Annotated in this window: 8 protein-coding genes; all 8 read right to left on the bottom strand. The window is 42.5% G+C overall.

What is annotated here, in order from left to right:
- Positions 1–36 precede the first annotated feature (36 nt).
- Positions 37–3,294, bottom strand: a complete 3,258-nt coding sequence (locus Bovatus_RS20095; protein ID WP_004301136.1) for a GH92 family glycosyl hydrolase — start codon at positions 3,292–3,294, stop codon at positions 37–39.
- A gap of 8 nt (positions 3,295–3,302) precedes the next feature.
- Positions 3,303–4,100 (bottom strand): basic secretory family protein, encoded by a 798-nt coding sequence (locus Bovatus_RS20090; protein ID WP_004323619.1) that lies wholly within the window; start codon positions 4,098–4,100, stop codon positions 3,303–3,305.
- 12 nt (positions 4,101–4,112) lie between these two features.
- A complete protein-coding gene (locus Bovatus_RS20085; protein ID WP_081015851.1) occupies positions 4,113–6,455 on the bottom strand; it encodes a GH92 family glycosyl hydrolase in 2,343 nt (780 codons plus the stop codon).
- Positions 6,456–6,467: 12 nt separating this feature from the next.
- Complete coding sequence (locus tag Bovatus_RS20080) at positions 6,468–8,747, bottom strand: GH92 family glycosyl hydrolase (protein WP_004297324.1); 2,280 nt, start codon at positions 8,745–8,747, stop codon at positions 6,468–6,470.
- 76 nt (positions 8,748–8,823) lie between these two features.
- Positions 8,824–11,346, bottom strand: a complete 2,523-nt coding sequence (locus Bovatus_RS20075; RefSeq protein ID WP_004297323.1) for a glycoside hydrolase family 31 protein — start codon at positions 11,344–11,346, stop codon at positions 8,824–8,826.
- 116 nt (positions 11,347–11,462) lie between these two features.
- A complete protein-coding gene (locus Bovatus_RS20070) occupies positions 11,463–11,939 on the bottom strand; it encodes a hypothetical protein (RefSeq protein ID WP_004297322.1) in 477 nt (158 codons plus the stop codon).
- 63 nt (positions 11,940–12,002) lie between these two features.
- Positions 12,003–13,148 (bottom strand): SusE domain-containing protein, encoded by a 1,146-nt coding sequence (locus Bovatus_RS20065; RefSeq protein WP_004297320.1) that lies wholly within the window; start codon positions 13,146–13,148, stop codon positions 12,003–12,005.
- A gap of 36 nt (positions 13,149–13,184) precedes the next feature.
- Positions 13,185–15,104 carry a RagB/SusD family nutrient uptake outer membrane protein gene (locus Bovatus_RS20060; protein ID WP_004323617.1) on the bottom strand — a complete coding sequence of 640 codons (1,920 nt, stop codon included), beginning with the start codon at positions 15,102–15,104 and terminating at the stop codon, positions 13,185–13,187.
- Between the last annotated feature and the right edge of the window lie 15 nt (positions 15,105–15,119).

The following is a 15,119-nucleotide window of genomic DNA, read 5'->3' as shown; positions in this document are numbered from 1 at the left end:
AATAATCGTTTTACATTGGCAAATGTAATAAAAACATCACTTCGTACTATCAAGCGGACTGGGTAATACTCCTTCAAAAGTCATTTTCACTGGTTTAATATACCCGTTTTCATCAAAATACATTCGATCAATACAAGTTGCACGACTATTTGCTGCTGTTTCACCTAACGGACGACGATGATAAACAATATACCATTCATCTTCTCCGGCTCCTTTTATCACCGAATGATGTCCTGCTCCGGTAGCTACCGAAAGATCCTGTTCCAGGATTTTACCAACCCTTTTGAACGGACCAAAGGGAGAATCTGAAATGGAATATGCTACACTATAGTTCGGGAGTCCCCAGCCACCTTCCGACCACATGAAATAATATTTTCCATTACGTTTCAACATAAATGGTCCTTCTACATAGTTTTCCGGAGTGACTTCCTTATACATCGTTCCGTCCTCAAAAGGAACAATACTCAATAAGTCAGGAGCCATTTTCACCATATTACAATGTCCCCAGCCACCATAATACATGTAATATTGCCCGTCATCATCCTTGAATACAAACTGATCGATAGGTTGAGCCCCATGAACGATCTTATCAATCAGCGGCTTACCCAAAGCATCCTTAAAAGGTCCGGCAGGACTATCTGACGTAGCAACACCAATCCCTCCTACTTCATTATTATTCTGAATATCATTAGCTCCGAAAAACAAATAATACTTATCATTCGCTGAAAGCACCGCTGGCGCCCAAAGAGCACGACGAAGCCAACTGATATTCTCTTTTGATATGACTTTCGGATGCTTTGTCCAGTTCACCAAGTCTTTAGACGAAAAGGCATCCATAAAGGTTTGTTCATCATAAGGTGCCGAATACGTAGGATAGATCCAATATTCATCTCCAAACACGACTCCTTCGGGATCGGCATACCAACCTTTAAAAACAGGATTACCACTCTTTTTCTTTTCTGAAAAATTTGCCTGATATTTCATTGTCTTTCCAGGCAACGACAAAGAAGGAGCTACCGCTTCATCCGATACCGCACGCTTATAGTTCGGTTTACTGCTCATGACAAAACGTAGTTTCACGCCATCACGTATATCCTCATATTTCAAATAAGACTTGTCATACTTCTTGCCGTTCACATACAATTCCTTTACATACACATTCTTCGGCGACCAATTATCTGCTACCATTTCAATCACCTTTCCGTTACTCATCCGAACAGTTATTGCCTCAACGCAAGGAGAACCGATGTTATACATATTGCTTGAAGGAGCCACCGGGTAAAAGCCTATGCAATTGAACATATACCAAGCCGACATCTGTCCGCAATCGTCATTGCCACTTAATGCATCCGGAGTATCGCCATAGAAACGGTCAGCAATCGTCCGTACCCACTTCTGACATTTCCAAGGTTCTTTCAAGTAATTATAAAGATACGCTACATGATGGCAAGGTTCATTTCCATGCCAATAGGCTCCGATACGGCCTTGAATATCATGTGCTCCCGGAATGTCATCCGGCAACTCTACTGTGAACAGTTCGTCCAACCGGTTGCGGAACCAGTTTTCGCCAGCTTCGTTGATATATCCTTGTACATCTTGTGGTACGTACCAGGTATATTGTACAGTAAAGCCTTCCGTAATATCCCCCCATCCATTTACAGATCCGGGGCCCTGATAAGCTACCGGAGTAAACGGTGTACGCCAGTTTCCCTGACTGTCCTTGCCACGCATATACTTCGTTTCCGGATCAATCAAAGTCTGATAAGAGAGTGCACGATTCAAGAAATAACGATAATCATCCTCTTTACCCAAAGCCTTGGCAGCCTGTGCCATACAATAATCATCATACGCATATTCCAATGTTTTAGATACTGATTCCGCCTCTTTATCGAAAGGCACATATCCCATCATACGATACTCCGGCAAACAGTCATAATTCGGATTCATCGCCGTGGTCTTCATAGCCTCATACGCACGTTCGTAATCGAACCCTTTTACTCCCTTCACAATCATGTCAGCCAATACGGAAACTGCATGATAACCAATCATACACCAAGTCTCATTTCCATAAAACGACCAGACAGGCAGCATTTTCTCCACACTTTTATCATAATGAGCCAACATGGAATTGGCAATATCGGCATTCACTTCCTGCTGCACCAGATTGAACCAGGGATGCAAAGCCCGGTAGGTATCCCAAAGAGAGAATACCGTATAGTTGGTAAATCCTTCGGCTTTCTCTATATTTTTATCTAATCCTCGAAACTGCCCGTCTACATCCTGAAAGATGAACGGATGCAAAGCCGCATGATAAGCCGACGTATAGAATGTTCTTTTCGTTTTACGGTCGGCAGTAAGGGTATATTTTCCAAGTTCTTTTTCCCACAGTGCTTCTCCTTTAGCTTTCAGTTCATCGAAAGCGAGTCCGGCAAGTTCCGCCATATTGTTCTTTGCCCCGTTTGTGCTGACCGATGAAATAGCAGTTTTTACAATCACTTCCTCTCCGGCTTTCGTATCAAAAGAGATGCAAGCCATCAAATTCTTTCCCCAGGCTTCATAGCTGCTACGAAACCGGGAGGTATTGTAAATCACCGGTTTCTTATTCTGCATAAAGCGCAAACCGGTCAACTTTTTAGAGAAAGTAGCCGTGAAATAAATATGCCGTTCCGGTCCCCAGCCTTTTACCAGTTTATATCCGGTGATGGTGGAATCATTTTCCATGCGCAGATTCGCCCATTCACAAGATTGCCATAAAGTATGGTTCATATCGATCATAATAAAAGCTTTATCCGATTGAGGATAGGTGAAGCGAAACATACCACTACGTACTCCTGACGTCATTTCAGCCTTTACTCCATAATCTGACAGCTCCACCGCATAATAATTAGGTGATGCCCATTCCTTCTCATGAGAATAACGTGAACGGTATCCCTTTTCCGGCTCCTCACGTGTCCCTGGATCCAGTTTCATCTCTCCTGTTCCGGGAATAAACAGAAAGTCTCCCAAATCAGGTATACCAGTCCCGCTTAAATGAGTCAGGCTGAATCCCAACAAGGTGGAATGATTATATTTATAACCAGAAGCCGCATCATAGTATTTACTATCTGTGTCCGGACTCATCTGAATTCCTCCGAAAGGAATCTGCGCACCCGGATACACATTACCATAACCATCTGTTCCCACAAATGGATTCACATAATCAATCAGTTTCTCGGTTTGAGCCATGCCCGGCAAAATACTCACCAGACACGACCAAACCAAAAACAATCTCTTTTTACCCAATCTACTAGCCATATTTATTCTTATTGTGCTTGTACATCTCCTACCGCAACTTGATATTCGTGCCACAGTTCATCAATATTATATTCATTCCCTAAAATATGTTTGATAGCACCATCAAACGACCAAGGCACCACCTCCAACGTACTGCGATTGAACTTACGCAAGAATTCAGGGTCTTTGTTATCACGCAGCCAGACAAAGAAATAACCGGCCGTACGATAACCGTCCATATAGTTCCCACCTTTTGGACGGGCATTAGGACCATCGAAACCACCGTTTGCCACACGTACAGCATCGGCCATGCCTTCAATAAATGCCCAGAAAACACGGTTAGTCCCATAAGAACCAATTCCTTGCGGTTCCAGCTGATAGGCATGTGTCAGTTCGTGCAGCAATACTCCGCGCGTTTCGAAAAACAGCTTTGCCGTATCATTCTTCGCAAATGATTTCTCAATATGCCGCGTGCTATAGAAGATTGTGACATCACCATTACCACCACCTTTAGCAGAAACGCCTTCAATATCTTCCAACGTATAATGTATCTTGTTCACTGTCGGAATACTATCATCCGGAGAATTATAAAGGGTAGCCAATACCTCACGTGCCTGGGCCTTGATATACGATTCCGCATCGGGGATAATCCGGTGATAGACATCAGAACCTTTCGTTTCCGGTGCTTTATCTTCAAACAGGATAGTGCCCACATTATATTTTCCCCATGTGTCAGTCACAACTTCAGCCTGATTCTTTGAAGTTGCAGAACAAGCTCCCATAGCGATTAGCATACAGGTAACATAGATCAAGTTTCTCTTTTTCATATCTTTATTTTATTATTTATTGATTCCATCGGTTAACGAGTAAGGTTTGTCTCCTTTCGCCAGACCACGACGTTTGTTGGGCGATGCGGACATCTTAAACTCCAATACTCCACCTTTTAATATATCCTCGTGTGTAATGTACATCTTATCATATACTTTCCCGTTCAGTTTCAGAGACTGAACATAACGCTTCTTGTCACTGACGTCCGGTGCTTTGATCTCCAATGTATTGCCATTGGGAAGTTTCAACTTCAGATAAGGCAAATACGGGGCTCCCAGTACATACTCGTCTGTTCCGGGACAAACCGGATAGAAACCCATTACGGAGAAAAGATACCAAGCAGACATCTGTCCGCAGTCGTCATTGCCACCCAGTCCGTTGATGTCATTACGATACATCTTATTCAGGATTTCACGCAACCAGTACTGTGTTTTCCAAGGTTCAGAGGTCCATGCATAGAGATAAGGAATATGATGGCTGGGTTCATTGCCATGCACATATCCGCCAACCAGGCATTCTTCCGTTATATCTTCGTTGTGCTCATAATACTTTTCCGGCAGATGCATGGAGAACAGCTTATCCAGTTTGTCTACAAACACTCTCTCCCCTCCCATCAGGTCCATCATGCCAAATACGTCATGGGGCACATGGAAAGAGAAGTTCCAGGAATTTCCCTCAATGAACCCCTCACCATAGGTCTGCAACACATCAAAGTCCTTCTTGAATGAACCGCCACTAAATCGGGGACGGGCAAAACCAATCGTCGTGTCATAGATATTACGGTAGTTCAAAGCACGCTTCCGATACGTTTCGGCAATCTCTTTCTTTCCGGATTTTAAGGCAGTCTGATAGATGGTCCAGTCATCATACGCATATTCCAACGTGGAGGAAGCTGCCGTACCGCTTTTGTCCAACGGGATATAGCCCAGTTTCATATAGTCCGCCACTCCTTCGTAATAAGGTACAGTAGAAGTACTGACCATTGCGTCCAAAGCCTCGTCTACATTGGAAAAAATTCCTTTAGTTATGGCATCCGCCAACACCGATACGGCATGGTAGCCACTCATACACCAGTTCTCATTACCCATCAGACTCCAGACAGGCAACATCCCGTGCACACTTTGCTGTTCATGCTTAATCATTGACTCCACCATGTCCACACTACGTTCCGGCTTCACTAGATTCAGGAACGGATGTTCCGCACGGTAGGTATCCCAGAGTGAAAATATCGTGTAGTTGGTGAAGCCTTTTGCCTGATGGATATTGTGATCCAAGCCACGATAAGATCCGTCTACGTCCATATAGACCGATGGATTAATCATCGTATGATAAAGCGAAGTGTAGAGCATTGCTTTCTGGTCTGCAGTTCCTTCCGCCTCAAAATGATCGAGTTCATTGTTCCAGTCCGTTCGGGCGGCTTCTGCCAGTTCTTCAAAGCTTTTTCTGGAAGCTTCGGCATGTAGATTCTTGATAGCTCCCTCGGTACTGACAGCCGACAATGCCACCTTTACGACCAGTTCGGATTCTTTGACTGTATCAAAGTTGAAGTAAGCCACAATCTTGCGTCCTGTAATCTCCGGAAAATTCTTTTCCATATTGAAACGACGCCAGAAGCCATTATAACGCACTTTTTCTTTGTCCTTATACCCATATTCCCTTATAGGTTGTGAAAGAGAAATTGCAAAATAAGTATAGTTGGTTCTTGCCCATCCGTTTGTTATGCGATAGCCCGTAAGCAAGGTATCATTTTCAACCCGCAGGTTTGCCCATAGTACCTTACCGTCATAATTATAGATACCATGTACCAAGTCCAGAATCAGATGACCGTCTTTTCCTTTCGGGAAGGTATATTTATGTATACCCACACGTTGCGTTGCAGTCAACTGCGCCTTAATGCCATAATCATCCAGCATCACTTCATAATATCCGGGAGCAGCTTTTTCCGTGGCATGGCTGAAACTGGAACGGTATCCTTCGTCCGGGTAATCCGCCCTGCCGGGATTCAGTTTCAGTTCACCTACGGCAGGCATCAGTAAAATATCGCCCAGGTCCGAATGTCCGGTTCCGCTAAGGTGTGTATGGCTAAAACCCACAATTGTCTTATCACGATATTGATAACCGGCGCAATACTCATAGGCGTTCTTCTGATAGGCTCCGTTTACGTTATGTGGAATTGTGTCTGTATCCGGGCTCAACTGTACCCATCCGAAAGGTGTGCAAGCACCGGGAAAGGTATGCCCCATACCATTAGTACCAATTATCGGATTCACATAATCCACTGGTTGTTGAGCCATGGCGGACGATACTGTAACCGCCGCCATAGCCATTATCCCTAATCTCTTCTTTATACCCATATCCAGTTAGTTTTAGTCGCGAGAGAAAGAATACGGATAATCTGATTCATTCACACCTCTTCCCATATTGGGTTTATTATCCATATTAAATAGCAGTCGCCCGCCCTTTAATAAATCAAAATGGTTCAAATAGTTCTTCGTATAGTTCTTGCCATTATAGTTCAATGAACGGATATAACGGTTTTCATCACTGTTCTTGGGAGCAGAGATTTCCAGCTTCTTCCCGTTTTCCAATGTAATAGTTGTCTTTTTGAAATAGGGAGCTCCCAGCACATATTCATTGCTGCCCGGACATACCGGATAGAAGCCTAAGGCCGTAAAGACATACCAGGCGGAGGTCTGTCCGTTATCCTCATCACCACAATAGCCATCCGGGGTAGCAAAGTACAGGCGGGTCATCACCTCACGCAACCAGTATTGTGCTTTCCAGGGTTCGCCGGCATAATTATACAGGTAAATCATGTGTTGGATAGGTTGATTACCATGCGCGTAATTCCCCATATTGGCAATTTCCATTTCGCGGATTTCATGAATGACTCCACCGTAGTAACTGTCGTCGAATACCGGTGGAAGGCTGAATACGGAATCGAGCATACTGACAAACATCTTCTTACCGCCCATCAGGTCGACCAGTCCTTGTACGTCATGGAACACCGACCAGGTATAGTGCCAGCTATTTCCTTCGGTAAAGGCATCTCCCCATTTAAACGGATTGAAAGGAGACTGGAACGTACCGTCGGCATTCTTTCCACGCATCAGTTTCGTTTCCGGGTCAAACAGGTTGCGATAGTTCTGACTTCTTTTTTTATAAACTTCCAGTTCCTCGGCAGGACGTCCCAGTTTCTCGCCCATACGATAGATACACCAGTCATCATAAGCATATTCCAGCGTACGTGCAGCACTCTCATTGATCTTTACATCGTATGGTACGTAACCCATTTTATTATAATATTCATATCCACGACGTCCGGTAGTGGAAACTCGCGGATGTACACTGTTGGCACCTTTCAGTAAGCCTTCGTACATTTTTTCTGCATCCGCTTTGGTTACATTCTTCATAAAGGCATCCGCCACTACTGAAGCAGAGTTGTTGCCAACCATACACCCTCTGTGTCCCGGACTAGCCCATTCGGGAAAAAAGCCGCTTTCCTGATAAGTATTCAACAAACCTTCCTGCATTTTTTCTCCCATGGAAGGATATACAAGGTTCACAAACGGAAACAGGCAACGGAAGGTATCCCAGAATCCGGTATCGGTAAACATATAGCCCGGACGGACTTCGCCGTTGTAAGGACTGTAATGAACTGTTTCGCCCTGCGCATTTACTTCATAGAACATACGGGGGAAAAGCACGGAACGATACAGACAGGAGTAGAATGTACGCATACGGTTTTCATCATTGTCTTCTATCTTGATGCGTCCCAGCACGTCGTTCCAAGCCTTACGCCCTGCTTCCTTCGTCTGCTCGAAGGTTTTCTTGCCGATTTCCTTCAAGTTCAGTTCTGCCTGTTCGGGGCTGATGAACGAGGAAGCGACCTTGGCATGCACCTGTTCGCCTTTCTTCGTGGAAAAACCGATAGCTGCTCCCACATGATTGGACTGCAACTCCAGATGTTTTTCTACCGTATGATAGTCTGCCCAGACTTTATTGAACGTGAAAGGTTTGTCGAACTCTATCACGAAATAGTTCTTAAAGTTCCGTGGAACGCCGCCGCTGTTGCGTGTCGTATATCCCACGATTTTGTTTTCTTCGGGGATCACCTTCACATACGAACCGCGATCAAAAGCATCTATCACGATATACGCATCTTTCGTTTCGGGAAAAGTGAACCGGAAATAAGCACAACGTTCTGTCGGAGCAATTTCCGTTGTCAGATTATATTCTGACAAATAAACACTATAATAATAAGGAGTTGCCTTCTCTGCCTTATGCGAGAACCAGCAGGCACGCTGCTCCTGATCAATTCTCAATCGTCCCGTCATTGGCATGATTGAAAACTGTCCGTAGTCATTGATCCAGGGACTAGGCTGGTGGGTTTGCTTGAAGCCACGGATTTTATCCGAAGCGTAAGTATATGCCCAGCCATCACCCATTTTGCCAGTCTGCGGCATCCAGAAATTCATCCCCCACGGCAATGCGATAGCAGGATATGTATTCCCATTGGATAACGAGATTTTAGAGTCGGTTCCCATCAAAGGATTCACGTAGTCGACAGGTTGTTTCTGCGCGAAAAGGAAATAAGTGCCCAATAACAGGGCACCTCCGAGAGACAAGAGTTTCTTTTTATTCATGGTTTGTGAATTAAGTATAATATTATATATTACTTTATTCGGTGATATTCATAAGCGAGCACGAAAAGAAATCTATTTATTGTTCATATTTAATCAACTGTAAGAACCATTTCACCTCATCCTCATTTAGTTTTTGAACATCTTTCAACAGGGCAGGCAAGTTTTTATAACTCTTCCAAAACTCAGCAGACAAATCATCCAAATTCTCTGGTGTGTAACGTATAGCCTCCTTGATGCTGCCCAATTTGCAAAAGTCCGGTTGAAAAACAATATAAGAATTACGATATTTCAATTTCTCCATCGCCTTAGCTACACGTTTGGCAGCACCAAATAATCCATCCAAATTGACTTCGGAAACAGGATATTCAATTGCAACCACTTTTTCTCTATTACAATCTTTCTGCGGAATATCTACCAACAGAGCGAATTCTTCATTCAGGTAAACGAAATCTTGTTTCTGTCCGTCTACTGTCACACTTTCAGGTATAGCCGAAGCAAGAACCTTTACCTGATAAGAACGTTGTGCAGGCATTTCCTTATAAGAACCTTTACGCGGACTAATAGTTAGCGTCAGTTTTGAGCCCGTCTTTTCAGAGTGAATAGCAGTCGTAGCAAATTCCTTCTGATAATTTTTATCATCGCCATTGTCCTCGTACAATGTAAATTCAGAAGAAGTCTTACCCGGAATAACATTCAAAACAATCGTTTCATCCTTACCGTTCAGATTCATCACTTTATCGTTGTACATCGGCAGTACCGCACCTGCTTTAATATAAATGGGGTATTCGTCAAGAGCGAAATAACGAGTCAATACTTGTCCCCCTTGCAACGTCTTTCCGGAAGCAAATTCATACCATTGTCCCTCCGGAAGCCATACTTTCACTTCGGTATAACCATCCTTCATAGGTGAAGTTGCAGGAGCTACCATTACATCATTACCAAACATATATTGATTGCGGTAATCATAAGCTTCTTGCGTTTCCGGATAATCATAATACATTGGGCGACAGAGTGACAGTCCTGTTTCATAAGCCTCACGAGCCATTGTGTAAATATAAGGTACCATATTATAACGCTGGCGAATGATGCCACGCAAAATATCAGATACCTCATTACTAAATACCCAAGGCTCTTTTGTCAAACCAGCAATCTTCGTACTATGTGAACGTAAAATAGGACTAAAAGCGCCAAATTGCATCCAACGAACATACAATTCCGGATCAATATGGTCTACACCCTGGTGACCTCCTATATCATGACTCCAATAACCATAAAGTACATTACTGGCAGTAGAGTTGAAGTAAGTCTGGTAATCGAGACTAGCCCAGGAAATAAATGTATCACCCGAAAAGCCCACCTGATAACGATGATTTCCAAGTCCTCCCCAACGATGATAAATCAATGGACGCGTCTGACGTTCACGCTCCATTTGGGAGAAAAATATATAATTCAGCCACCAAGTATTACTTAGATTTTTCACTTCTTTATCAAATGGTTCCTGCTGCCAATCCAGCCACCAAAAATCTATTCCGGCATTGTTCATAGGCATTAGAACATTCTTGAACATACTTTTTATGAAACTCTTTTTTGAAGATATCCAAGGTATTTCCTGTTTAGTAGCCGGATCCACTCCATTATCACGCGCCACAGCTTCATATTGTTCTTCGTAACTACGGACTCCTTCTGCAGGATGCAGGTTAAGGGTAACACGTAGTCCATTGTCAGCTTTCAAATCTTTAAGGAGTTTACGATAATCAGGAAACAACTCTTTGTTCCATGTCCATCCGGTCCAACTCCCCCGTCCCTTATCTGTATAATGCCAGTCCATATCTATTACAAGCACATCCAAAGGAATATTATAGTTTTCAAAATTCTTGCATAATTCTCGCAATTCATGATCACTATACATCCAATAACGACTCCACCAATAACCGAAAGCATAACGGGGAGGAAGAGGCATACGGCCGGCAAAAAGAGTATAGTCTTTCAATGCAGCTTTATAATCATGTCCATAAGCCATAAAATACCAGTCTTGAGCCCCCTCAACATGTTCACGAGTCTTCACCCAATTCCAGTTATCCGCATCACCATCGAAAAGAAAATTGTTGGAGTCATCTAAGCAAGTCCACCCGTCTTTAGCAAGAAGCCCATCTTCCAAATCCGCTTTGTGCCCCCAACACTTATCCCCGTCCCATCCGTCAAGTGTACGAGTCGTGCCTTTCAGATTATACTGTTGCTTCATACCTGGCTTCCAAACGAAAGCAGGTGTCAACCCTTTCATCGAAGAAATCTGAAGATTCTCGGCAGTGAAAGCACCACTATTTTTTTTATAACGCAGTTTCATTTTAGAGGTAGAAAGCTCAATCCATGCACCTTTCTTTAGTTTGAATTTAACTGCCGGATAATTACGTTCTACAGCCAAGAAAGAGTGTTGATTAATGAATTTACCATCAGGAGCATACTCCATACGAATTGTACCGTCAGAAATGACTGTAAAACGTACATTCGTATCCTCATAGGCAACGTTATTCGATTTTTCTTGTGCACCCAAGGAAATTGAAAAGAAAGTTATCAAAAAGAACAAGTAAAAGTTCTTCATCTGCTTGAATTTTGAATAATGAATAATTGGTTTGGTTTAGAATATTAAGGCATCTCTTCCACTTTTCATGCAAAAATACAAAAAAAGAAAGAAGAGATGTTTGAATTTACACAGAATCAATCTCTGGTAACATGAATGACAGCCGTTTTCACACTGCCTTCTTCGGCTAAAGCAGTAGAAATAGACAGATCAATAGGAGTTGCAGTGATGCTAATAACAACATCATAGGTACCTGTTTGTGTAAAGCCAGCTTTTGTCAAGTAGTCTTTTAATTGAACTTTACTTATGGTCATACTCAACACATTAAGTTCTTCTTCAACTGTCACCTCGTTGTTCAAGACTTCTGTGACAATATTCTCTGTATCAGAATCACTGGCTTTAGTAAATGCTACCGTATAAGTGGCATTACCTACATCTACCCAACGGAAAGCTATAAATTGAGGAGTGGTAAGATCTGTCATGTCCAACGTATACTCATCGGCCTCTATAATTAAACTTTTAGGTGAAGGAACACCGGCCCCATCTTCGTCAACGCAAGACTGAAAGCCCACAAATAGTAGTAAAGATACTACCAAACGATATAAATGTTTCATTGTAATCAAGATTTATAGTATTCAAGTTTTGAAGCCGGAATTCTTCCGGCTTCCATTCTTTTATTAGTTTGCAGGAACAAACTCTGTATGCATATCTTTCACATCCAAACAGAAAGTAAACTTGTAACGACCACTTACAGTAGGAACCCACTTGAGGTCACCGCCATCTTTTTCCAGACGATACTTTGTCAAGTCATGATTTGTTAACGGATCGGTAGCGGCCTCCGGAGCAAAGAAGAACGGATCTTCACCCCAACTTGAACCTCCAAGACTGATTTTTATTTCACCGCCAGCATTGAACTCACCTGTCCAAGAATACAGGTGTGGATTACGAGCATTCTCTATTTTGAAAAGACCATCACCACTATTAAGAGTCCAACCAACAGAACAACCATTACCTACCATATACATTGTTTCAGGAACAGGTAGTTCTAAAATTTCCATCATACGGCAATCATTATAATCGTTATTAGTGTCCACAATGAAAGTGCGACGTCCTGTTTCTGTATTAGTAAATTCTGTAATTTCACCCTCATTCAAATAGACCATATGAAGACCATCTCCACTATTACCGTAGGCAGGATAATCTCCACCTGCTACTGTAATAAAATGATACGCACAAGGAGTCACATCAAATGTACCCTCATAAATACCGGTTCCCATGTTGCGTTGTCCTAGCCGTTGAGTTGAGACTTTACCCTCATTATCTGTCATGTGAATGTAAATATAAGTAGGATACTTCTCATAACCCGACACAGTAAATTCTACCGTGGACGATTCCGGCTTTATGTATTTGTCCGCATTATGAACGGTACAAACGACTTGTGCAGTAACTTTAACCTCTTGCCCCGGCAACACCCAAGTACCAATAATAGCATTAAGTTCATCATGCGTGAAACTCTTTTTCCGATCAGTATCCAATTCATAAAAATCGGTATTATTTGCACTTTTATTTGCCGTAGCATACAAACGTAACGAGTAGGTCACTAAGTCAGTCTCATTGACCGGACTACTAGCGGCATCCCAAGTAAAGGTTATCGCAGTTTCGTCTTCCTTTCCTTTATCCAACACCAGCTTATCGGTAGAAGCTACAATATGCATCTCGTCAGGCTGTTCGTCCAGCGTGAAGTACTCTGGATCTTCATTACAGGCTGTCGCCACTCCTAATATGCTGCACAACCCCATTATTTGATAGAATATCTTCTTCATAATTTTTTACTTCATTAAATAATTGATTGTTATTCACTATTCGAGCCAGAACGGAGTTTGCACCAAATTCGGGTTCTTCTCATATTCATCAATAAAGACTGGCATCCAATAGTAACATCTTTTCCATACACGAGTCTGATAAACGGTACGTTTGAAGAAAGTCTCATTGGTAGTTCCCTCTGAATTCATACCATAATCATCACCAATCATTTCCGGTGTATTTTCCACATCTTTCCAACGACGAAGATCGTACCAGCGATTGTTCTCCAAACAAAGTTCTACACGACGTTCAGCTTTGACAACTTTACGCACAGCTGCTTGCGTGTTCTCTATATGTATAAAATTCTCATCCAAGTCAGAGACAGCGTCAAATGTGTACTGACGCACACCTGCCCGTTCTCTTACCTTATTTAAATATTTTAAGCACAATTCACGGGCAGCACTTGTATCATAGGCCTCATTATTAGCTTCGGCATAATCCAAATAAGTGAAAGCCAACCGATAAGTGAAACCTTGACGACTAGTATATACACCTGTTTTTTTGTTATCGGTCATACAAAGACTCTTACGAACCAAATAACCATTTTGAGGAGCATCATGAGGCGAGCTGGTACGAATATTGTCTTTTCCGTTGTAGAAGAAGTCATACGGACGCTTCGCACATTCTTGCCAAGATCCATGGAAAGAAACAGCATTATAAAAACGAGGTTCGCGGTTGCAATACATCTTATAGATTCCGGCAGCAGTTATTTCTCCCTCTTTACCGGTACCATAAGACCAGCTAGTATTACGTTTATCTACATTTTCCGAGAATCCCTTTTCTGAATAAGATTCATCCTCAAGAATAGGTAATCCCCTTCTTGTGAAAAATGCATCAACCAATCCTTGATAGACTCCTTGACCACCACCGCCACTGAATTCACGTGTGGAAGCTCCATAAAGGAAAAAATCAAAGTAACCGTTTCCTTTTGTTACCGGGAAAGTAATTTCTCGGTTTCCTTCACTCCATTTCTTGATATGGACATTATAGGTAGACATGAATGGATCGTTCTCACCGGTAGGACCTGTTTCAACATACAGTTTGTATCCTGCTTTTTCCGCTTCATCAATACAAAGCTTGCAAGCCTCGGCTGCTTTTACCCATTTGTTGGGATCGTAAGTCGGATTGAATACCAGTTCCCCCGCTTTATTACGATAATCTTTGTACCATTCATTACCATTAACCAGAGGGCTAGCAGCAAACAATAACATACGAGAACGAACAGTCAGTGCCATAATCTTATTGATACGACCATATTTAGAAGGATCATCGTAGATAGCAGGCAGTGCATTTGCGGCCTCCAACATTTGTTGATCACAATAATCTACTACTTCATCAAAAGGACTTTGTCCAATCATCAAATCAGACAAGGTGAAATCACTAGGGGTGATATAATCCGGTTTAAAAGGAATAGCACCATAGTTTTCAGCCAACTGCCACCAAGCATAAGCAGTTAGGAACTTAACTTCCATCTTCATATTATCTATTTCACTCTGTGGCAAATCACTATCCGGCAAAGCATAGGCACGTTGTTGAAAAATATATCCGTGACGGATATATTGCGGCATCATACGCCAAAAATCGCCATCCCATGTCGAATTGACAGTCCATTCACCAAAGATTTTAGGAATGGTGGTTTTACCATCCCATTGCTCCCAGCGCTTTGAAGGAGTCAGGTCATCAGCAAACACTTCGTAACCATCTTTCCAGATACGCCATTTATCAGGCTCATGAATTGTGTTGTACACAAAAGCCAACCATTGATACACCTTATCTCTATTGGAAAACACCATTTCGATGTCCAGTTCCGTGTCAGGTTCTTTATCAAGATAATCTGCACACGAAGTATTTGTCGTAAGCAGCGAAGCCGCCATAAGACCCGCTACCATATATTTTGAAAAATTGAGATGTCTCATAAAATTGTTTTTGAG

The organism is Bacteroides ovatus, assembly GCF_001314995.1.
GTDB lineage: Bacteria > Bacteroidota > Bacteroidia > Bacteroidales > Bacteroidaceae > Bacteroides > Bacteroides ovatus.
Note: the sequence above shows the minus strand (reverse complement) of the source record. Positions and strands in the feature narration are given on the sequence as shown.

What these genes read in the sequence shown, in the direction of transcription:
- Bovatus_RS20085 (WP_081015851.1), bottom strand. Translation starts at nt 6,455, where the DNA reads ATGGGTATAAAGAAGAGATTAGGGATAATGGCTATGGCGGCGGTTACA.
- Bovatus_RS20075 (WP_004297323.1), bottom strand. Translation starts at nt 11,346, where the DNA reads ATGAAGAACTTTTACTTGTTCTTTTTGATAACTTTCTTTTCAATTTCC.
- Bovatus_RS20065 (WP_004297320.1), bottom strand. Translation starts at nt 13,148, where the DNA reads ATGAAGAAGATATTCTATCAAATAATGGGGTTGTGCAGCATATTAGGA.
- Bovatus_RS20070 (WP_004297322.1), bottom strand. Translation starts at nt 11,939, where the DNA reads ATGAAACATTTATATCGTTTGGTAGTATCTTTACTACTATTTGTGGGC.
- Bovatus_RS20090 (WP_004323619.1), bottom strand. Translation starts at nt 4,100, where the DNA reads ATGAAAAAGAGAAACTTGATCTATGTTACCTGTATGCTAATCGCTATG.
- Bovatus_RS20080 (WP_004297324.1), bottom strand. Translation starts at nt 8,747, where the DNA reads ATGAATAAAAAGAAACTCTTGTCTCTCGGAGGTGCCCTGTTATTGGGC.
- Bovatus_RS20095 (WP_004301136.1), bottom strand. Translation starts at nt 3,294, where the DNA reads ATGGCTAGTAGATTGGGTAAAAAGAGATTGTTTTTGGTTTGGTCGTGT.
- Bovatus_RS20060 (WP_004323617.1), bottom strand. Translation starts at nt 15,104, where the DNA reads ATGAGACATCTCAATTTTTCAAAATATATGGTAGCGGGTCTTATGGCG.